10 protein-coding genes are annotated in these 22,314 nt (G+C 34.4%); all 10 read right to left on the bottom strand.

Annotated elements, in window-relative coordinates; translation table 11 throughout:
• Positions 1–778 precede the first annotated feature (778 nt).
• On the bottom strand, positions 779–3,976 hold the full coding sequence (locus BLV35_RS15435) for a beta-galactosidase, LacZ type (RefSeq protein ID WP_091092276.1): 3,198 nt from the start codon (positions 3,974–3,976) through the stop codon (positions 779–781).
• Between the two features lie 49 nt (positions 3,977–4,025).
• On the bottom strand, positions 4,026–6,347 hold the full coding sequence (locus BLV35_RS15440; RefSeq protein ID WP_091092279.1) for a glycosyl hydrolase family 95 catalytic domain-containing protein: 2,322 nt from the start codon (positions 6,345–6,347) through the stop codon (positions 4,026–4,028).
• A 106-nt stretch (positions 6,348–6,453) separates the two neighbouring features.
• Positions 6,454–8,943: a glycoside hydrolase family 2 TIM barrel-domain containing protein gene (locus BLV35_RS15445; protein WP_245712085.1), complete on the bottom strand. Its 2,490-nt coding sequence runs from the start codon at positions 8,941–8,943 to the stop codon at positions 6,454–6,456.
• A 154-nt stretch (positions 8,944–9,097) separates the two neighbouring features.
• Positions 9,098–9,784, bottom strand: coding sequence for an SGNH/GDSL hydrolase family protein (locus BLV35_RS15450; protein WP_091092281.1), 687 nt, complete (start codon positions 9,782–9,784; stop codon positions 9,098–9,100).
• 183 nt (positions 9,785–9,967) lie between these two features.
• Entirely contained in the window at positions 9,968–11,575 is a 1,608-nt protein-coding gene (locus BLV35_RS15460; protein ID WP_245712086.1) for a sulfatase, read from the bottom strand.
• 201 nt (positions 11,576–11,776) lie between these two features.
• Positions 11,777–13,420 carry a glycoside hydrolase gene (locus tag BLV35_RS15465; protein WP_091092287.1) on the bottom strand — a complete coding sequence of 548 codons (1,644 nt, stop codon included), beginning with the start codon at positions 13,418–13,420 and terminating at the stop codon, positions 11,777–11,779.
• Positions 13,421–13,453: 33 nt separating this feature from the next.
• The gene (locus BLV35_RS15470) at positions 13,454–15,076 is read right to left on the bottom strand and encodes a RagB/SusD family nutrient uptake outer membrane protein (protein ID WP_176980634.1); all 1,623 of its coding nucleotides are present in this window, start codon (positions 15,074–15,076) and stop codon (positions 13,454–13,456) included.
• Positions 15,077–15,086: 10 nt separating this feature from the next.
• On the bottom strand, positions 15,087–18,098 hold the full coding sequence (locus BLV35_RS15475; RefSeq protein ID WP_091092294.1) for a SusC/RagA family TonB-linked outer membrane protein: 3,012 nt from the start codon (positions 18,096–18,098) through the stop codon (positions 15,087–15,089).
• Between the two features lie 17 nt (positions 18,099–18,115).
• Positions 18,116–19,453, bottom strand: coding sequence for a hypothetical protein (locus BLV35_RS15480; protein WP_143031868.1), 1,338 nt, complete (start codon positions 19,451–19,453; stop codon positions 18,116–18,118).
• Positions 19,454–19,517: 64 nt separating this feature from the next.
• A complete protein-coding gene (locus BLV35_RS15485; RefSeq protein WP_091092298.1) occupies positions 19,518–22,310 on the bottom strand; it encodes a sugar-binding domain-containing protein in 2,793 nt (930 codons plus the stop codon).
• Positions 22,311–22,314: the final 4 nt, after the last annotated feature.

Here is a 22,314-nt window from a genome sequence, read left to right on the forward strand (position 1 = left end):
AACACTTTTACTAGATTCTTGTCGGATATTATGTAAGCATCATTCTCAAAAAAATTTCCTCAATCTATGTACGTTGTGTAAACGCTCTTTTAATTTTATCATTTAAAGATTTAAGTTAACGATCGAAAGTATATATTCCACTGATTTCATGAAATACATCTGTCAGTTAAGTTTAAGTAAACCCTATAACATTTGGGTTATCGGTTAGAACTTTTGTAAGATCTGCGATGTTATTCACAACCTTCAATACCCTTTTACCATAATCCCTTTGCCCACTATTCATGCTATTTTTTATGGCTTATTTGTGAAATAAAATTACCAATAAGCACCTCCGCATTCATCTACAAGACAAGGTCTCCATCCATACGTTAAATTATAATTTTTAACCTCTCCATATCAATTCCAACCATTCCTAAAAAATTGATTCTTATCATTGCCGATTTTAATATTTTTAACAAATTTCTTCAATTCCACAGGATCTTGTTCGTATGTATAAATACTTAATATACCTGACATTACATGCTAAAAACCACTAGCACTTTTAACGGATCTATTTTCTTCCTTATATCGTACATATCACGATCAGCTGTAACATATGCCTGATAATTATCTCTTGCGGACGACTTCCTTTTTTAAAAAATAATTTTTTTAAAACTTTATGTAAAAAACAAATTAAATCTATATAGATTCTCCACTTTACGAGAAAATTATTTAGTATAAAAACTTAAAATCAATGCCGGATATTTTTTAAACTTTATAACCTTGTCCCTTTGAAAATTTACTTAATTGGCATTATCGAATAGCTATAACTCATATCGGCTGGCTTTATCTGATAAATGTCTAATGGTTTAGCTCCCCAACTGGTATCACCACCAACACCCATTTGTCTATTATCGATATTAATGTTTACTAAATTTCTAGTTCCTATATCAGACATATGCGTTTGCATCTTTTTTTCACCTGCATCAAAATCAGAATTGTATTGATGATGCGCGCTAAAACTTACCAACTTAGAGCCTTCAATTTTAATCCCTTTTCCACTTTTATTTGTGAATGTTACCCAACGAACATCTGTTTTATAACCGTTCTCTTGCGGACGAGCATAAGCAAAATACAAATCTTTCACATCTGCCTTGTAATTCCCTATAAAAGCAGCTGAATTTCTATCTTGATAATTTTCTTGTGGTCCTCTTCCGTACCAATTTACAATGTCATACTCCTTTTTTATGATGAAATTATTTCCAAAACGAGGCATATTTGATAAATCTTTTTTAACATCAATAAGTGAATTTTCAACCATTATTTGTCCCGAAGGTTCAATTTTATAATTAATTTGGATTTTAGCAATATCATTTGGTAATTGATACAATACTTGTAGCGTCACTGCTGTGTTTTTTACCTTTAAATCCTTTTTCATTGTATTTAAATCAATATCTTTTTTACCATCATTAATTTGAATTGAAATTAATGTTCTTCCATCTGAAGCATCTTTCCATACTTTGAATTCTTGTGGCATTTTAAAACCAAAATCATTATCGGTAGTAGCTCTCCAGAAATTAGGTTGAATACCTTTAATTACTAAATTACCATCACCATAATCTAAGGTTTTTAATTCTCCAGATTTAGTATTAAAGGTAACTTCTACCGCCTTAGATTTAAATTTTAGGTTGCCGTTGTTATTTGAAACGGTAATATCCTCTTTAGAATCTGTCATAAAAACAGGTGTAAAAGTTCCTGTGATAAATTCTTCTTTGTCTAATTGAAAGCCTTTTGGAAGTAGTGGCAATCCCGTATTTGTTGAGGCAAACAATTGCAGTGCATATTCTCCGCCGTTTACATCTATTTTAGGTAGTTTAAGATCAATTGTTTTTGATGATTGTGGGTCTACATTTACTGCCCCAACATTTCCTTTGGCAATTTCATTTCCGTTTTGAAAAAGCAACCAACTGATATCGAACTTATTTAAATTAGTAAAGAAATATTCGTTGAATATGGTCACTTTTCCTGTTTGAAAGTTTACGTCTTTAAAACCAATATTTTGATATACTTTTTTAAGTTCTTCTAATCCTGGATGTGGTGTTCTATCGGCATTTATAATTCCGTTTAAACAGAAATTCTCATCATTTTGAATGTTTTTGGCTCCAAAATCGCCTCCATAGCCCCAATATTCTTTTCCGTCTTTTGTTTTTGCTAAAATACCTTGATCTACCCAATCCCAGATAAAACCACCTTGCAAGACATCATATTTACGAATTACATCCCAATAATCTTTAAAATTCCCTAGGCTATTACCCATAGCATGTGAGTATTCACATTGAATCAACGGACGTTTTGGGTTGTTTTCTGCATAATTAATCATATCAGGGATGTACATGTACATTGGTGCTTGAATATCCGTATTCGCATAATGTGTTGCTCCTTCGTATTGTACTGGTCGTGTAGCATCCTGTTCTTTTAGCCATTTGTACGTGGCAAAAAAGTTTTCACCATTTCCTGCTTCATTTCCTAAAGACCAAATCACAATAGAGGGATGATTTTTATCTCTTTCAAACATCCTAATGGTTCTATCCATGTGCATTCCTTTCCATTGCGGTAAATAGGCTGGATGGATTTTTTTTGCTTCTTCGTTGTTGTCTAAACCTTGGTTGGTTGTTCCCATACCGTGAGTTTCGATATTAACTTCGTCAATCACATAAAAACCATATTGGTCACAAAGTGCATAAAAAAACGGATTTTTTGGATAATGACTACAACGAATCGCATTCACGTTGTTTTCTTTCATTAATTTCAAATCCTTCATCGTTAATTCTTCACTCATCACGTGACCATTAATTTGATCATGATCGTGAAGGTTAACTCCTTTAATTAAAATCGGTTTACCGTTAACTAAGAATTGCGTATTTTCAATTTTAATATTTCTAAACCCTACTTTTACGGATGTTGCTTGCTCAATTTTATTTTTTAAATCACTTAATGAAATTATTGCCGTATATAAATTAGGCGTTTCTGCAGTCCAAGATTTTGCATCTTTCACTAATCCTTCAAAAGAAACAGTTGCGTTTCCAGCAGTAGCTTTTATTTTTTTAGAAAAGCTCAATACTTCCTTTTTACTGTCATCAAATAATTTCACTTCAACTGTACGATCTTGTGATTTAGTTGTAGTGTTTTTCAATGCTACATTTATTTTAAAAGCACCGTCTTTATAACTATTCACTAAATCACTTCCAATTCTAAAATCATCAATTGCAATTTTATTATCGGCTCTTAAGTACACATCGCGTTCGATACCACTTAACCTCCAAAAATCTTGGTCTTCCATATAACTGGCATCTGACCAACGCAATACTTGGACTGCGATTTGGTTTTCGCCTGTTTTTAAATATTTGGTAATATTAAATTCTGCTGGTGTTTTACTCCCTTCATTATAACCTACCATTTCACCATTTACATAAACATACATAGCACCACTTACCCCTCCAAAATGCAAATAGATGTCTTTATTTTTCCAAGAAGTGGGTACATCAAATTTTCGTTTGTAACTTCCTACATTATTCATATCGTGCGGAATGAATGGTGGATTTTTAGGAAATACATACACTATATTGGTGTAAATAGGCAAGCCAAATCCTTTGAGTTCCCAATTAGAAGGTACGCTTATAGTATCCCAACCTTTTGTACTGAAATCATTTTTATAGAAATCTGCTGGTCTTCCTTGTACATTATCTGAATAGTAAAAGTCCCAAGTACCGTTTAACGATTTATAGGAAGAGGATTTATTCCAGCTACTATTCGCAATGGCATCTGCCACTGTATTATAATTATAAAAAGTCGCTTTAGGTGATTCTCTATTGATCTGAAAAATTTCTGGATTTTCCCATTCTGGATTTTCCCAATCGTTACTCTTCATTTTATCTTGTGCTACAATTATTAAAGAAAAAATCGAGAAAATGCTTGATAAAATTGTTGTTTTTTTCATGTTTTTAAAAATCTAATTACTAAGTAAATCATTATATATTTTTAATCCACTAAAATAATGCTTCCAGTTTTTGACCTTTAGCTAAATTCACTTCATAAATTCCATCGTTAAACTGCACTCTTGTGCTGTTCCATTTTGGTTTTTGTCCTTGAAAATCATCTTTTATTCTAACGAATCCAGCGTTTTTTGCTGTAATACTGAACCAAGATGTTTTATTATTTTTTCGTGCCGCAGATACTTTATACCCACCTTCTGCTCTCAAATCTGTAAATGAAGCATCGCCCCATTTTGTGGGTACGGCAGGAAATATTCGAATAATACCTGAATTTAATTTTCCTGGTGTGGGACTCCAACTTTGCAAAAGCATTTCCTGAACTGCTTGAGAAGCCAAGAAATTCCCCTCTAAAGTGAAAGGGCGAGAGGTAGAATTAGAATAACCACTTTTAGTTTGATCTCCATTCAAATGAAAACCATTTCGCGACACAAATGCTTTTACAAAAATATCTAAATTTTTAACGGCTTCCTCTGCATTACCTACTCTGGCTTGCATGCAACTCATCCATGAAAAGCTATAACCAATCCATGCACTTGTCCCTTTTTTCTCCCAATCTTTCAAGCTAGCTTCGATAACCATTATATCTTTTTCACCGCCCTCTTTTGTAATCAAATTAAAAGGATACATTCCTATAATATTAGAAAGATGTCTGTGACTTGAAGGCAACTCGGTTATGGCATCTAACAGTAAAGTTCCATCGGCTTTAGTATGAAAATTACCCGTCGCTGTTGCTGCATCTGACCATCTTTTTACATCCGAAGTTTTACCAATAGCCGCAGCCATTTCGCTCAAGGAAAGAAATAGCATTTTTAGACTCATTAAATCGTAATTACTATTAGGTTTCAGCCAAGCTTGTGGACTAGAATCAAAAATTTCGGGAGATGAAGAAAGAGGCAACTTCAATACTCCATTTTGATCTGGTTTAAGTAAGCCCAACATACACTCACCAACTCCTGAGCTCCAAGGATATGCTTTTTCTTTGAGGAATTTATCATCGGCTGTGTACAACCAGTGTAAATAAAACAAATGTGCACTCCAAGCGCTCATCGTGGGTGACAAACTATATTGTCCCCAACCGCCCAATGGCTGACCAGAATACGACATTACTCCAGGGCAAGCTAACCCTTTTGTACCATAAAAATCTTTGGCAAAGTCTTGAAAAACTTTACGTCGATTCCATAAGTAATTAATATAAGAAGCGCCTTCTTCAAAACGACCTGATTCCTGATAGGCCATATACGTCATTTGGGTGTTTAGATCATTATGATAATCACCTTTCCATGGTGGTAATGAACCACTATCTGCGGTCCACACTCCTTGAAGAGGCATTGGTGGCGCATTAGTCCTTGAAGCAGCTCCATAGAAATATTGAACCAAATTATACTGTTTTTGTACTGCGGCATCAGGAACCCTTACACTGGATTTTTTCCAGAACTCTGTCCACCACCCTTTGTGCTTTGCTAAAACAGCATTATACCCTTGGTCTAAAGCCGATTTACAGCGTCTTTTTGCTAGATTTAGAACATCTTTGGCTTCTGTACTAGTTGCAATAGTTACCGCTACAAGTGTTTCATTTCCCACTTGCTTTGACTGTGTATAAACACAATATTCTAATCCTTCTGCAGCAGTTTGGATATACCAACTTGCATTTTTAGATTTCCCTTTTATAGCATCTGGATAGCCTAATTTTTCTGTTGTTCCTCCGCTAGATTCTTCAGAATCGACTTTCCCTTTTTTAAATACATCCATCGTACTTAAAAGATTTACCGCCGAAGGGGAAGTCCCTTTTATAGTTATAAGGACAATTGGTTTTGTAGCACTATAGATCACTTTTACAATACTCTTCGATTGAAATCTTGCAATTCCTTCAGCAGAAGCAAGATTCAATTCAAAATCTTTCAATATTTCATCTACTGGAAATTGAATTTCGACACGTCCAGCAGCTAATTTTGTTGGAGTTGTTCCGTTGTATGGTGTGTCCCACCAAGTGCTAACAACGTCATATTGTTTTTCATTTATTAATTCAACCCCCTTAGCGTAGGTGTGTTTTTTCCACCATTCAGGCTCTCCATTGGTGCGTTCGTCCCATAGATCGCCTCGGTCTAAAGATAAACGAAGCGTATTCTTTTCTCCCCATAATAATCCGCCTAGTAAGCCATTTCCTAACGGTATTGCCTCATCCCATCTATCTATAGGAGCAGTTAAAATCAAATTATCTTCTGATTTTGGAAATTCTAAAACTCCTTTTTTTTGAGCCAAAGAATTATTTAACTGCATTATTAAAACTAAAACCATGAAACATTTTAACTTCTTCATACTATAAACGATTTAAAATTATATTTCTAAGTACTATATAGTATCAAAAAGATACTATATTCAATTATGGCTGAACAAAACGATTTAAATTTGATCCTAAATAATACTATTCCAGCACATAAATTGTAGTAGATACCGACTCTAACCATGGACTGTCAAAAGTAACTTTAACGGTACCTTTTTCGCCCTTTGCTTTAATATAGGCCAAAATATGTCCGTGAAATACACGTTGTATATTATCCGTATAATCCGTCATGTCATTGTTATTTCCGGCTTCAAGACCTAAAAGTGTGCCTGGACCTTCTATCGTGCATCTCACTTCGTTATCACTCAACATCACCGCTAATCCGTCTTTGTCGACAACCTGAACCATTAACTGAGCAACTTCATTTTGTGAATCTATCGTTACATTGCTTTGATTAATCACAAGTGCATAAGGCTGATTAGATTGTATAATAGCATAACGACTTTCTTCTTTATTATTGACATCTAAACCTACAGCTTCTAATTTTCCTTTTACAAAAGGTACATCCCAATAAATTACACCTGTTTTCTCATCGTATTTTTTCTCTTCGCCAATGATTTTTCCATTTAATTCTAAACGAGCTTTTGCAGCATTAGTATAACAAACAACTCTTATAATCTTTCCTTCTTCATAATTCCAGGTTGGCCATGCATCCATAGAAAGATCATCTTCACCATTAGAAACATAGGTCCCTAGATGTATCATAGGTTTATCAGCCCAAAGCGACTGACGAAAATAACCTCTTGGCTTTATAGCTCCCGAAAAATCAACTAAACCTGAATAAAACCCTCTTGAAGGCCAGCTTCCTGATTCACCCAAATAATCAATCCCTGTCCATAAGAACTGTCCAAAAATATGATCATTATTTTTTACGGCTAACCATGCTTTTATATCATGACGCGTTTCACTCCCGTAAATCACTCGGTTTGGATATTTTTTATGATCAGATTGGTATTTACTCTCGGTATAGTTGTAACCAGTAATATCTAAAGCCCCTGGGAATGCCGTTTCATTTGACATCGTGACCCCTGCAAGTCCTGCAGTAGTAGGCCTTGATTTATCATATTTTTTAACCGCAGCTACTAACCGTTTTGCAATAACGCCAAGGCGCATAGCATCTGGAGCCTCTTTTTTATACCCTCCATAAGCAGCTTGTGAAAATCCTGAATCACCACCACCATTTAACACTGGGTGAGAGTATGGATCATTTGGATAATCTACTTCATTACCAATACTCCAAGCAAAAACAGACAGATGATTTCTATCACGACGTACCATATCTTCAAGGTCTCTCTCTGACCAATCATCAAAAATATCAGAATTACCTTCAAACCCAGGTGTTCCTACATTCCATCCTTCTAGCCATTTACGTTTTGGAAATTCCCATTCATCATAGGCTTCATTTAGAACAAGTAAACCTAACTCATCACAAAGCTCATAAAAGTCTGGTGCCTGTGGATTATGGCTTGTACGTATTGCATTTACACCTATTTCTTTTAGCGTTTTTAACCTTTCTTTCCAAACATCCCTATACATTGCCGAACCTAAAACACCGGAATCATGATGCAAACAAACCCCTTTCATTTTCGTCCATTTGCCATTAAGAGCAAAACCCTTGTTAGCATCAAAAGTAAAACTACGAAAACCTGTTTGAGTAATGGTTTTATCTATTTGTTTACCATTTTTAAAAACCGTAGTTCTTAGTTGATAAAGATTCGGATTATCTAAATCCCATAATTTAGCATTTTTTACTTCTATTTTAGTGGCAATTTTATTCTCTTTATTTGGTGCGACCACTACTTTATTAAAACTTTTAGCTACTACTTTACCATCCAAATCCAGCAATTCGTTTTTTATCTCCAAGTTTACTTTTGAAGCAGTCTCATTTTCTAATGCTACTTCTATATGTAAAATTCCCGTAGTTTTATTTAATTCTGGATTAGCATAAACGCCCCATTGTGCAATGTGTACCGGATTAGCATAAACCAACCAAACATTGCGATAAATTCCTGATCCAGTATACCAGCGAGAGTCAGCGCTCTTACTATGATCTACACGTACGGCAATCGTATTTTTTTCTCCATATTTAATATAAGGACTAGCATCATAGGCAAAAGAAATGTATCCGTTAGGACGTTTTCCTAAAGAATGACCATTAACATAAACCTCGCTCCTATTGTAAACGCCTTCAAAATATAAAAATACTTTTTCACCTCGCTTACTTTGAGGAATATTTATTGTTTTTCTATACCAGCCAATACCGCCTGGCAAAAAACCTGTACAGCTTGCCAAGGTAGGGCTTAATTGTCCTTTTACACTCCAATCATGAGGTATATCAACGGTTTGCCAATTGGTATCATTATAAGACGCATTTATAGCCTCGGGAGTATCTTGGAGAATGAACTTCCAGCTATCATTAATTTTTTGGGAATCTCCAAATGATATCTGACTAAAAGCAGATAAGCAGGATAAAATAAGAATAGGTACTAATAGTTTTTTTATATACATTACTATATAATTTTTGTTATTCATTAATTCAGTGATGATGTACGCAAACGATATCTTTTCCATGGTGAGAAATCGTTACTGTTTATTACTTTTGAATGAAAATATTAATATTTAACTGCCTTACAAAAGTGACAATTGATTTTGCGGGATTTCGACATTATCAATAATAAACAAATAAAGAATACTTTTATGGTTTACGTAAAAGCCATTTATTTTACTAATTTGATTGGTTTTTAAAATATTCGAAAATGGCATTTGCCACAAATTGATGTCCCTTTTGGTTGATATGATTATTTTGTGACATATAACCTGGCAAAGGCTCCTTTTTTGCCAATGATTTAAATAATGCGTAACTATCTACTAAGCCCACATTGTATTTTTTTGCCAAATTTCTTATTTGTTGGCTATGTTTTTCTAGTGGTGTGTCTTCATAAGTTATATCCTCTGACAAATCTGGTGTAGGTGTTAATAGTATAACTTTAGTGCCATATTTTAGCGCATCAACAATCATTTGTTCCCACGCAATCTTAGCTCGTTCTAAACCAATACTACGATCATTAAGCGCATAATCTATAAAAAGCACATCCGGTTTATGTGTAAGCACATCATCATCAATACGAATCGCACCTTGCTCTGCCTGCTCACCAGCAATAGAAGTTGTTATGATGTTAACAACAGAATACGGATAATGATCATTAATTAGCTTTAAAGTGTAGAAAGGATATGAATTTAAACGATCCGTTACATTGTTAGCCATATATCCCGTAGGTACTGAATGACCATGAAAAACCACATTAATTGTACGATTTTTAGGCCATACTACACGTAATTCTTTCTTAATAGAATCTAAGTATGTCTTGCTCGAGGCAACTTCTTGGGCATTGGTGAACCCAGAACTTAACATGACTATTAAAAGATTGAGCACTATATTTCTTTTGAAGAATAAAATCATATTATTTTTTGTTATTAACAAACCCCATCTTTCTATTTCCTTGGATTTACTTTTAATTTCAAGCAAGCTTTTTTATAAAAAAGTAAATCCAAAAAAAATATTTTTTTTAAATGAGTCTATATTTTATATTGAAAATTAATCATTGGTACCTTTACTATCATACCAACTTGCATTAGGTTGAAAGTCTTTACTCAAAAAATCTTTACGCTGCTTTTCTAAATTATGGAGCATTATGTTTTTTCTATTTGCATACTGTTCCTTAGCTAATTGATCATTATAGTCAGGATTAATCTGAGGAATTCTGGCGTTTGAATTTGCTAAAAAAGTATCTAAATCACTTCTTAGTTTTTTTACAACTGTACTATTATTTTTAGATATGTCTTGTTTTTCCCCTGGATCACTTGATAGATTATAAAGTTCATCATGTCCATCTTCCCAATAATGAATCAGTTTCCATTTTTCTAACCTAATAATACTTACTGGCTCACCACCTTGATTTCCATAATGTGGATAATGCCAAAATAAAGGCCTAATTTCTATCTTTTTTCCTTTTAGTAAAGGCACTAAACTAAGGCCGTCAATTTTTTGAGTTGGTTTATTTTGAACACCTGCTAAATCTAAAAGAGTAGGATAAAAATCTACACCAGATACTGGATAATTAATTTTTTTTGGTCCATTTTTTAAATAAGGAACCTTTATAAGATAGGGCTCTCTAATACCACCTTCCCATTGATATCCTTTTCCTCCTCTTAATGGTAAATTTGATGTGGAAAAAGCATCGCCACTAGCCACACCTCCATTATCCGAAGTGAATACAACAATCGTATTTTCATCTAAATGAAGCTCCTTCAATTTATCTAAAACCAAACCGATTGCATCATCCATACTCTCCACTAATCCTGCATAAACAGGGTTGTCTTGTACGGTTCTAATGGGTAAGACACGTTCCATTTTGTATCCAGAATCTGGAATACCTTGTGCCTCTGCTTTATTTCTATATTTAGTCCATTTCTCCTGCGTAGTTTCTATAGGACCATGTACTGCGTAAAATGACAAATAGGCGAAAAAAGGTTTGTCTTTATTTTCTGTTATAAAGTTTACCGTTTCTCGAGACAACCTCATCGTTAGGTTTTCTCCTATATATTTGTAATCTAACTTCGGATTATCCCAAGGTGCATAGTACCCTCCCTTTGGACTTCCAGCTTCCCAGCCTCCTTTATTAATATCAAAACCATTATCTTCAGGACTTGAGGCATCATCGCCTAAATGCCATTTACCTGCAAAAAAAGTTTTGTAACCGCCTACTTTCATAGCTTCTGCTAACGTTGTAGTGTTTTCTGGAATAGTATGATTGTATTCCGATGGTAACAATTTTGAATTGTTGTTTTTTGCCCATTGTGCACCAGAGTCGGCTCCAATCCAATCTGTTATGCCATGATTAGCTGTAAACTGACCTGTTAACAAACTGGCTCTAGATGGACTACATACCTGACAAGCTGCGTAGCCTTGAGTGAACTCAACACCTTCTTTTTTTATTCGATCTATATTAGGAGTCTCGTAATATTTACTTCCTCCATAACTAACATCGTTTACACCAAAATCATCTGCCAAAATAAAAACAACATTTGGTTTTTCACTAGCTACTTTTGGTTGCAATTCTTTGCTTTTACAGGCATTAAAAAAAACACCTGTAAAACAAAGAAAACAGAATAATTTGTACATTCTTATAATTCGAATATCCATAATTTAAACCTTAAAATTTCCTATATTAATTGATTTCACTTCACTTGTAACACAGTAATTACTTATTATTAAATAGAATACGTTTTAATAATAATAATATTTTAAATACTACTACTCTTGATCCATCTAATCAATTGTATTTATTAAAGATTTATTACTTTTACTTCACGATAAAGTAAACCCTTGTTGATGCATAAAAAATTAATTATATTCTCCTACGTACGTAACAATTGATCGAGCTGGAATATCAAACTTAGTAGTGTTTACATTAGCCGATTTTTTTAAATTTGAATCTTCTGAAGTCACATAAGGAGTTAGCACATTATTTTTTAAAGTAATCCCACTTAAATTAAGTTTATAGGCTCTCGAAGCATCACTATAATTAACAGCTACAATTATAAGTTTCTTTTTCGCAACATCCTTATAAGCGGTTAGCATTACATCAGTAGCCGCCGATGCAGCATTTTGATTAGGTATTTGAAGACGTATCGCTCCAGGGCGTACAAAAAGAGAGAAATTCCCAAACGCCCACAACAATTTTGAATCACGATAAAAACCATCATTTTTACAATAATCTGGAATAGGACCACTAACACCATTACTAGCACCATCATCCAAATAAACCAATCCATCCTTATAGTCATATCTACTAAGAGCGGTCCACCATTGCCATGATGAAGCATTCGCTACTGCAATGTCATTATGAATCGTTCGCGCCACAAACAATGCCGTTTTCATCCCAAGATCTCTTTTATTACCAGAGCCCCCTGGAATTTCAGCGATCCCAGGATTTTCTAATATAGAGTATTCCGTTTGCCAATACTTCAGACCAGCTATTTGTTTCACTTTAGAACTTAATTTTTCTCGATAGCTTATCATATCATTTAATGGCCAAACAGTAAAGTAACTATGGCCCGAAATCACTTTTTTTACATTAGGAAATTGTGCTATATTGTTTGCTGATGAAGGACCAAAAAAAGAATTTATTTGATCGTCTCTATTTTCCCCATTAACATTTTCATATAAATAATTAATCGTAGCAGCTTCACCAAGAACAATTTCTGTGTTAAGTGACTTTGCTTTTAGCTTATCCGATAACAACTTTGTAAAATCATACATTTCTTGATTAGTTGCAGGTGTTCCTTCTTGACTATTTTGTCCATTACTACCTGCCATCCAATCCCACTGAGGTTCATTTACTGGACTCAAATAATCAAAAGTAACTCCTTCATTACGTTGCAAATTATCTATACATTCTACCAAGAAATCAGCATAATCAGGAAGCAATCCAGGTTTAATATTCATATTGTTTTTCTGTGGTGAAAAAGCCTTTCCGTTTATTGTCATTTGCACAGGTGGACTAACTGTAAATGCCATTAGTTTTTCCACGCCACGACTTTTAGCTGCTTTTAAAAACCATCTTTGACCTGCTTGTTTAGACCAGTCATACGTTCCATTTGGATTTTGAAAGCATTCAGTTCTTCTCCATTCATCATAAATATTACTACTAGCACCTTGCTCCATACTTCCTGAACCTACATAGAATCTCCACATAGACAGACCTATACCCTTAGGATTTCCTGCTGCATCCATTTCCTTACTAAAAAGTAAATCTGCAATAGCATTTCTTTTTTCGACTGGCCAATTCTTTCCTACAAACTGAGCTCGCCAACCATCAGAAGCACCGAAGCCATCCATAGTTTGAAGTTCTTGATTTAAATCAATTTTTATTTCTCTTACATCTGAAGCTATTGGTGGCGGACCAAGATTAACATCTGATGAACAAGCAATAATTAACAAGCTTGCAAAAAACAAGCTTGTTAAAGTTCCTTTTATTAGATTCATAATTTTATAATTTTAGTAATTAATAATATACTCTTAATAATTTGGATTCTGGTTGATCATGCCTCCGCTTCTATCTATTTCAGATTGCGGTATAGGCCAAAGAAGATTTTTGTTTATGTCAAAGTTCGTCCCTTTATCTTGTAGTTCTTTCAAATTAGTTGTTTCGTTCTTATCTGTTGACAAAGTAGTATTATACAGTACGAAAGTTCCTGAAGGCCCCATAAGACTTGCTATTACAGGTTTATTAGTACCAGGGTCTATTTGGCGGCGAATATCGAACAAACGAAGTCCTTCGAAAGCAAATTCCATGCGACGTTCTTTCCAAATAGCTCTAAGAATATTATCCCCCGAAACTTTTCCTGACTTTGGTGAAAGTCCGACACGATTTCGAATAATATCAACATCAGCCATTGCTTTACCTGGTGCTAAATGGAAATTTGCCTCTGCTCTTGTTAGATACATTTCGGCCAAACGTAATACAGGAAGATTAAGCGGAGCATTCCCGAATGTGCTAACGAGTGTGCGACGAGTTGCGACCGGTATATAAAATTTACGTATAATTCGTCCTGATTTGCTTTGTCTTATATCCCATATATGAGTAGGGTTATTTGTCTCATCACCATAAGCAGCATCCCCGCTTACCGTAATCGTACTGCGACGACGAACAACATCATTTTCAGATAAATAACAGTTTTCCAAATCACTTGTTGGGGTACACCATCCCCATCCATCCATTACATCACCAGCACTAAGGCTTGGAAAATTATCTTTTGATTCACCTCTCGCTCCTGTGAATGTTGATAATATATTACCCAGTTGTTGAGCAGGATCACTACTCGTTTGAGACTCTAAAATAGATTCTACACCATTATGATTTTTAACATTCCATATGCTCAAGAAATTACTTTCCAAAGAAAACCCTCCTTCTGTGATTACCTTACTTGAATACGTTTCTGCCTCTGCCCATTTCTCTTGGAACAAAGAAACGCGCGCCATCAATGCATAACACGCCCATTTCGTAACTCTTCCTTTATCAGAACCCGCATAAGACGGTTTTAACAAATCGGCCGCCATCAAAAGATCTTTTTCAATACTTGCGTAAACCTCCTCTTTAGTAGCTCTTTCCAAATTCAAATCCCCTGTCCCTAAAGGACTTAATGCCAAGGGTACCCCTCCAAAATTATTTACTAAATCATAGTAATTATAGGCCCGAAGAAATAGGGATTCTCCTAAATATTGATTTTTCTGAACCTCACTTATAGTAGATTTCGTAATACCCTCTATTGCAACATTACATCCTCCTATGTTTTCGTAACGTGTTTTGAACAAGTCTGAGAGATACCCCATATTATTAGCAGTCATAAGATACTGAGCTGCAGGAATCATGCCTGATGCATTTTGTCCTGTATTCCCCATCCAAGCATCATCTGTAGCAGTTTCATTTGCCAATCTCCCTGGAATTAATTGATACCAGTCATAGTGCAAGAAAGCTCTCTTGTATAAATCATTGACAAAAGTTTGACACTCCTGTGTTGTTGAAAAGTAATTGTCAAGAGTTTGGGTACCTCTTTCATCATGTACTATAAAATCATCACTACAAGAACTAGATATAATACATAAAGTGATAGTGATGATTGATAAAAATATTTTTTTCATAATTTTTTATTTAAAATGTTACATTTAAGCCGAATAAAATCGTTTTTTGAACTGGATAGTTCCATCCTCCAAATCCAAATCCAAGTACATCTCCACCTACCTCAGGTTCTACACCAGAGTATTTTGTTAAAGTAAGTAGATTTTGACCTGATAATGAACATCTGATTTTATCGAATCCCATTTTATTATTGATTGTATATCCAAATTGGATATTCTTTAACCGAACGAAGGATCCATCTTCAACATAATAGGATGAAAACTTAGAGAAATTTTGATTGTTGTCTGTTTGTGACAAGCGTGGAATTGATGTAGATGTCCCTTCACCATGCCATGCCAAGTCTGACAAGCCACTTATTTTATTGTTTCTAGAAAGAGCATTATAGAGTTCGTTTTTATTTTGATTTACTAAATCATTCCCGATACTGGAATAGATGTTAGCCAAAAAGTCAAATCTTTTATAAGAAGCATTTAAATTTAGACCTACCGTGTATTTTGCCCACGGAGAGCCTATTTTTGTTCTATCATCAGCATTTAGTATACCATCGCCATTTACATCCGTAAATCGAACATCTCCTACTTTAGCGTTTGGCTGTAAAAAAACACCAACATTATTTGTGTGCGAGTTTAGCTCAAATTGATTTTGAAACAAACCATCAGCTTTATAGCCATAGAAATAACCCGGCTCATCATTTTCAACGGTTAACGTTTTTTCTCCAAATCCAAATAATTGTTCATTAGCAGCACTAAGCTTAATCATCTTTACATTTGTATTAGTAAAGTTTAAATTTGCTCCATAATTAAAATCACCGACATTATTTTTATAAGACAAACTAAACTCGAGACCTTGTGATCTCATCGAACCTACATTAGACCATATACGAGCATCATTTGGATATCCACTATAATTAGGGTATGATTTTTGGAATAACATATTCTCAGTAGTTTTTCTATATGCTTCTATGGTTCCTGACAGTTTATTGCTGAATAGTCCAAAATCTACTCCTGCATTTATATCCTCTACTGTCTCCCACTTTATGTCTTTATTTGGTACAGCACTTGGATAAGTAGTATTTACCACTTGATCTCCAAAAGTATAAAAATTTTGTCCTAGCTTAGAAAGATATACACTTGCTGGCAAGTTTTGATTTCCAACTTTTCCCCAACCTACTCTAAACTTAAGATCACTTAAAACATCTGAAACATCAGACATGAATTTTTCATTGGAAGCTCTCCATGCAAAGGAAGCAGAAGGAAAAGAAGCCCACTTATTATTTGCTAAAAATTTAGAAGATCCATCGCGTCTGTATGTTGCTGTCAAATAATATTTGCTATCAAAATTATAAGTCAAACGACTCAAATAGGACATGATGGAATTTGTATAAGACGTTCCATAAGTTTTTGGATTTAATGTCCCGGCATTTAATTCTTGTAAATTGTCATTATTATTAGGAAGAGCTTGTATAGACCCATATAAATTTGCACCATTATATTCTTCAGCCGTATTACCCACCATAAGAGAAAAATCGTGCTTTTCGCCCAATGTTTTCATATATGTTGCTGTATTTTGGATACTCCAAGAACGAGTCAAATTAGTGCTGCGTGAAAGTGAGTTAATCAATTGACTCTCATGAGCAACATCAATTATAAAATCAGGGTTAAAATTATCCGAAATATTAGAATTCAACTCAAAGGAACCTTGTGAACGAATAATTAAACCCTTTACAGGAGTTATTTGAATATACCCATTAGTAGCAAGCGCATAATTTTTGGTTTTGGATTTAAATCTTTTAACCAATGCCACTGGATTCCATACATAAGAAGGCGATCTGGCATAGATACTAAATTCATTCTCATCTCCCGTCAATTGATCCGCAGGTTTGTAAATTGGAGTGATAGGGTCAATTCTATCAAAATCAGCCCAATTTCCCGGATTGCCATAGGATTCATATCTGGGGTTAAGTGAGTAACCTGCTGATATCTTTTTTGAAAATTTATAATCTGATGAAATACGTGAAGTGAATTTTTCCCATCCTCCTTTTTCGTAAAAAGAATCTTGTTTGTAATAGTTTAAACTTACAGCAAAAGTATGCTTCTCAGTCCCGCCTTGCAGCCCAAAACTTATATTTCTAACAGCTGCTCTTTCTCTAATTCCTGCATTCCACCAATCTGTAGACTTCCCTCTATAACTAGCAGGGTCACCAAACTCAGCAGGAAGTCCAGAGGCTACCGCTGCAGTATTAAAAATAGTTGCATACTCCTCAGCATCTGCCATATGGTATGGGTTTTTCATAAACTGAATCCCGTAGCTCGTGTCAAAATTAAAAGTAGTTTCTCCCTTTTTACCTCGCTTAGTAGTAATTAGAATCACACCATTTGAAGCTCTACTTCCGTAAATTGCACTTGCAGAGGCATCCTTAAGTATCTCCATACTCTCTATTTCATTCGTATTTAAAAAATTAATATTGGTTCCCATTGGTATACCATCTATTACATAAAGAGGATCTGTACTTAAATTAATAGTTGAAATTCCTCGAATAAGCACTTTTGGCACGGAGCCAGGCCCTCCACTATTCACAACCTGTATCCCTGCTGCTTTTCCTTGCAAAGATTCAGCTGCATTACCTACTGTCATTGTTTTTAATTCCTTTCCTTTCACTGTTGCGATAGAGCTGGTTAGATCACTCTTCTTTACAGAAGCAAAACCAATTACGACTATCTCATCTAAGTTGTTATCAGAGCTTTCAAGCACAACATTAATAATAGTATTTGCTTCTACTTTCACTAATTTAGTATTGAACCCAATATAAGAAAATTCAATTTCTGCTTGTTTATTAGGTACATTAAGTGAATAATTACCGTTAATATCTGTAATTGAACCAATCGTTGTTCCTTTTAGAATAACATTTACGCCAACAAGAGGTTCTTTTTTTGAGTCTGACACCTTACCTTTTACAGTGATCTGACCTATGGCCATTACACTAAACAAAAGAGTTGTAACAAACCATATAGTTTTTAGTTTCATATTAATTTTCTTTTAAATTATTTTTTTATTAAAGTAGCTCTTTCTAATTCCGTGTCAAGCGTAAAAATATAAGTGCCCGCAGCTACTCCACTGTATGTAGCATTTCCTCCTCCTAGGTAGGGAGTTACACCAAAAGTATCTAGTCTCCAAAATGGATACCAATTATTACCTGTAATGGTCATTTGTACACCTGTTCCATCTAATGTTATTTCTCTTGATAATCTATATGGATTTGACGGATCAGCTGAAAGTGCAAGAGCTGTAGAATTAGGATTCCAACCTCCATTTGCCATACCACCACCAGCTATAGTTATAGGCGTAGTACTCAAATTTATTGGAGCAGAAGTTGGTGTATAAGATGTTACTGTATAAACTAAATCAATTGGATTAACTGTAATTTGATAATATCCTTTTGTAGGCAGGATAACTGGTTTAGAAGTTATACTATTTTGAAATGATCCTGTAGAAGACAATCCAAAAGTGTGAGGCTCATATGAGGTATCTTGTCCTAGAAAAAAGATTTCCTTATTATCTGAATTTGCATAATATTTAAAAGTAAATACATTACCTACTTTCTTATGAAACAACATTGGCACTCCAAACGCATCACTAGTCAAATTTGAATTAACAGGAAGATCCGTTAAAAACATAGAGGTCAATCCATCTGCAACAGCAAAATTGACTTTAGTAGTTTCTTGATTTGGAGTAAGAAAATTATCTTTAACCGTTATTGATATATCATAAGATTGAAGAACTCCTGGAATAGAAAAGGTTTTACTATAATTATATGATTTTACTCCTCCTACAGCAACAACATCATTAATTCCCAAACTTGGAGAACTTACAATTATGTTGTCAATCCCCGTGTAATCTTGAGCATTGAAACTAATAGTAACTTTTGTGTCACTTGATTTAAAAACCACACTATTATTTACAGGTTTTAAATTGGTTAATTTTGGCGCTTCAAAGTCCCCGTCAAGCCTTAATCCTATCTTTTTTGTTACAACATTTCCAGAAACATCCGTAAGTATTAATTCAACTTCAAATTTATCTGTAATTAGTTTATCCTGAGGAATCAAAAAAGAATAACTAAGCTCATATGCTTTAAGTAAAGGATCTGTGGAGAACGTGATCACTTTATCCAATTGTAGTTCCATTATTTTAATTTGAACTGATTTTAAGCCTAAATCATCATTTAGTGAGGCTTTAATCTCAAATTTTCTATTAGGCCCCCCATAAATTTCATTTGACTCCAAGGATATAGTGGGGTCACCCGAAGCTGGAAAATTTGACTCGCTATTATCACAGCCCGTAATGGCTGTTAATAAAAGAAGAAATAATAATAATAATTTCATTGTTTTCATGGTTAATAGAATTTGGTTAGTATAAATAAATTGTTTTTGGTAATAATAATATTGTTTAATAAACACTGGTGGGTGAATCACTAATTTTGTTCTTCTCTTCTGATAAAATTAATTTCAAAGAGTCAGGATTTTTTATCGTTGCTGGATTAAATGATTCACTGTTCATGTAATTAAGGATGGAGATTAACATCTGTTTTACCACAGGTCGTTCCATTAAATCCTTTGACAAATCAAAAGAAGCGATTACTAGTTTTCCTGAACCAATACTTCCTTCAAAAAGTGATGCCAGTTTGCGGTTATTTGCAAAATTATCTACCATTTCAACTAACGGATTCCCACCAATAATACTGTCTACTATTAAGGTTGTAGAATTAACATTTAAATCCCACCACTGCCAATCAGTATGCATATCAGTAGGAAAATCTGAAAAAACTTTATGCATTGGATCACAAAGTACACCCATAGTTCCTGCTTGTTTAGGGAAATGAACAGGACTCCAAAAAACGGGAACAAATTTTCCTTCAATTCCTTTAATTTTCTTCCAATCTGGATTTAATAATACTTTATGACCTGCATCGAGTAGCTTATACGCTTCTTCAAGACTACGAGTATAAACTACTTTACCATAATCGATTGTTTGCTGTTGCGGATAAACCCACACATTCCATTCATTTTTGTAATCAGTATCTTTTAAAGCTACTTTGACTGTCAACTTAGTAGCCTTAGTTATTTTTTGAAGACTTTCATTAATATCAAGCACTTCTTGATTATACCCTGATTTAATTGTTCTTTTTTTTGATCCTGACGCTAGTAGAATGTCATTATCCATGATACTCCATTCTATTACTTTCTCGTTTAAAGGATTACCTGAATAATTACTTACGTCTAAAGCAGCAACAAAAGATTCATTGTTAGTGTATGTTGCTTTAGGGAAACGGATAAGAGGAACGACTGGGGATGAAAATTGTCTAAATCCTTCTGCAGAAATTAAATTTTTACTATCCCAAAAAGCATCTAATAATCCTACCAAAGCAGTCCCTTGACCTGGAAAGTCGTGTAAGTCCAGTAATTGAAATCCACTAATTCCTGCCGTTTTTAAGGCTCTTTCTATCTCCTCTTTATAAAGTATTACTGCTAATTTACCTGAAGCTTTAGTATAATCTTCGGCCTTACTAATCAATCCCTTGCGTTCTAAATCTTCTTTTACTGCCTTAAAATTTAGCGGTTCTAAAACCCCTGTGTATTTAGAAATTTCATCTATTTTAGGATACACAGCGTACTGTCCTATTTCATGCGTAATTAAAGGTAATGTTATATCCTGCACTGCCGCTGAATAATCTTTGTTGAATGTTGGAGGTTCACTATTAAACACGCCTTGCCCTCTTACCCATCCTTTGTTAGTCCATTGGGTAATAAAGAAATCATCTTCTAATTCAGGCAAAAGCCCATGTCCTTTTTCAAAAGTAAAAGAAGTACTAGTATAAAGATGTCTATTGTCTTTGCCTTTAAAATTCTTAACCATTTCGTTTAAAAATGACATATCACCTTGTAATTCGTTGCCCATAGACCACATACAAAAAGAGGGATGATTACCATATTCATCAATCATGTGCTGTGCTTCAGAATACAAAAAATCATTAACTCCTTGATCCTGACCAATATTTAGAATCCAAACAGGAAGCTCTACCTGCAAGTAAAAACCCATTTCATCTGCTACTTCAAAAGCGGCTTCTGGCGGACACCAAGAATGAAAACGAAGGTGATTTAAACCCCATTTTTTAGCAGTCCCAAATACTTTTTCCCATCCTTTTTTGTCCATTGGAGGATGCCCTGTAAGCGGGAAAATATTACATTCTAATGTTCCTCTTAAAAAAACAGCTTTATTGTTTACGGTAAGAACAGTACCCTTTTTAGAAAACTTTCGCATCCCAAAATCGACAACTTTTTCTGATTTGTACTTCGCTGTTTTTACTTCAACTTTTAGTTCATATAACTCAGGAGAAAATTCACTCCAAAGCTTTATATCTTTACCCATATTATAGTCAAACTCTGCAACAGATTCTCCTTTTTCTATTTGAACCTTTTGCGTAACAGCTGTTATCGATTTTTTACTTTTTTTATGGATAGCAACAATATTTAACACTCCTTTTTGAGTGCTTTTTGAATTATTCTTTAACGTAACAGATACTTTAATTTTATTTAAATCGATATCCGGTTGTACTTGCAAATTAGAGACATGAACAGCATCTACAGCTTCAATATTCATTTCTCCAATAATACCATTCCAAATAATTTGAGTCATATTAGTGTAAGCATGCGCCATGTTTTCTAAGCTGATATCAAACTGCTTTCTATTATCGACCCTAACTGTTATTCTTTGCGTTTTACCAGGAATTAAATAATTAGACAAATCAAAATAATGAGGGGAAACCAAACTATTTTGTCCTGCCGAAACCTCCTTACCATCCACCCAAACATTGGTTTTCCAAATTACTCGTTCCAATTTCAATATCAATTGCTTTCCTTTCCAACCTTTTGGAATCGAGACTTTGCGAGTGTACCATGCTGCGCCTATATAGCTGTTTTTTCGAGTTAAGTGACTTAATTGCGGCTTCTCTAAACTTGGTTTAAGTTTGTTAGGAATTCCTATCCTTGCATCATCGGTAGTACCCGGCAACTGTATTACTTGATTAAAAATCTTGTTTTGCCACCCGTTCTGCAAGCCAATATCTGTGCTGTCTAATTGTACCGTCCATTGTCCAGAAATATCGATTGTTTTTTTATTCAAGGAGGGACTCCACGAACAAAGCAAAAACGAGCTAACGATTAACAATAAAATGTTTTTCATTTTG

Source organism: Flavobacterium gillisiae, assembly GCF_900107635.1.
Classification (GTDB): Bacteria; Bacteroidota; Bacteroidia; order Flavobacteriales; family Flavobacteriaceae; genus Flavobacterium; species Flavobacterium gillisiae.

Bases quoted from the DNA above. Each gene is read 5' to 3' on its own strand.
- BLV35_RS15435 (WP_091092276.1), bottom strand. From the start codon at position 3,976: ATGAAAAAAACAACAATTTTATCAAGCATTTTCTCGATTTTTTCTTTA.
- BLV35_RS15440 (WP_091092279.1), bottom strand. From the start codon at position 6,347: ATGAAGAAGTTAAAATGTTTCATGGTTTTAGTTTTAATAATGCAGTTA.
- BLV35_RS15445 (WP_245712085.1), bottom strand. From the start codon at position 8,943: ATGGAAAAGATATCGTTTGCGTACATCATCACTGAATTAATGAATAAC.
- BLV35_RS15450 (WP_091092281.1), bottom strand. From the start codon at position 9,784: ATGTTAAGTTCTGGGTTCACCAATGCCCAAGAAGTTGCCTCGAGCAAG.
- BLV35_RS15460 (WP_245712086.1), bottom strand. From the start codon at position 11,575: ATGGATATTCGAATTATAAGAATGTACAAATTATTCTGTTTTCTTTGT.
- BLV35_RS15465 (WP_091092287.1), bottom strand. From the start codon at position 13,420: ATGAATCTAATAAAAGGAACTTTAACAAGCTTGTTTTTTGCAAGCTTG.
- BLV35_RS15470 (WP_176980634.1), bottom strand. From the start codon at position 15,076: ATGAAAAAAATATTTTTATCAATCATCACTATCACTTTATGTATTATA.
- BLV35_RS15475 (WP_091092294.1), bottom strand. From the start codon at position 18,098: ATGAAACTAAAAACTATATGGTTTGTTACAACTCTTTTGTTTAGTGTA.
- BLV35_RS15480 (WP_143031868.1), bottom strand. From the start codon at position 19,453: ATGAAATTATTATTATTATTTCTTCTTTTATTAACAGCCATTACGGGC.
- BLV35_RS15485 (WP_091092298.1), bottom strand. From the start codon at position 22,310: ATGAAAAACATTTTATTGTTAATCGTTAGCTCGTTTTTGCTTTGTTCG.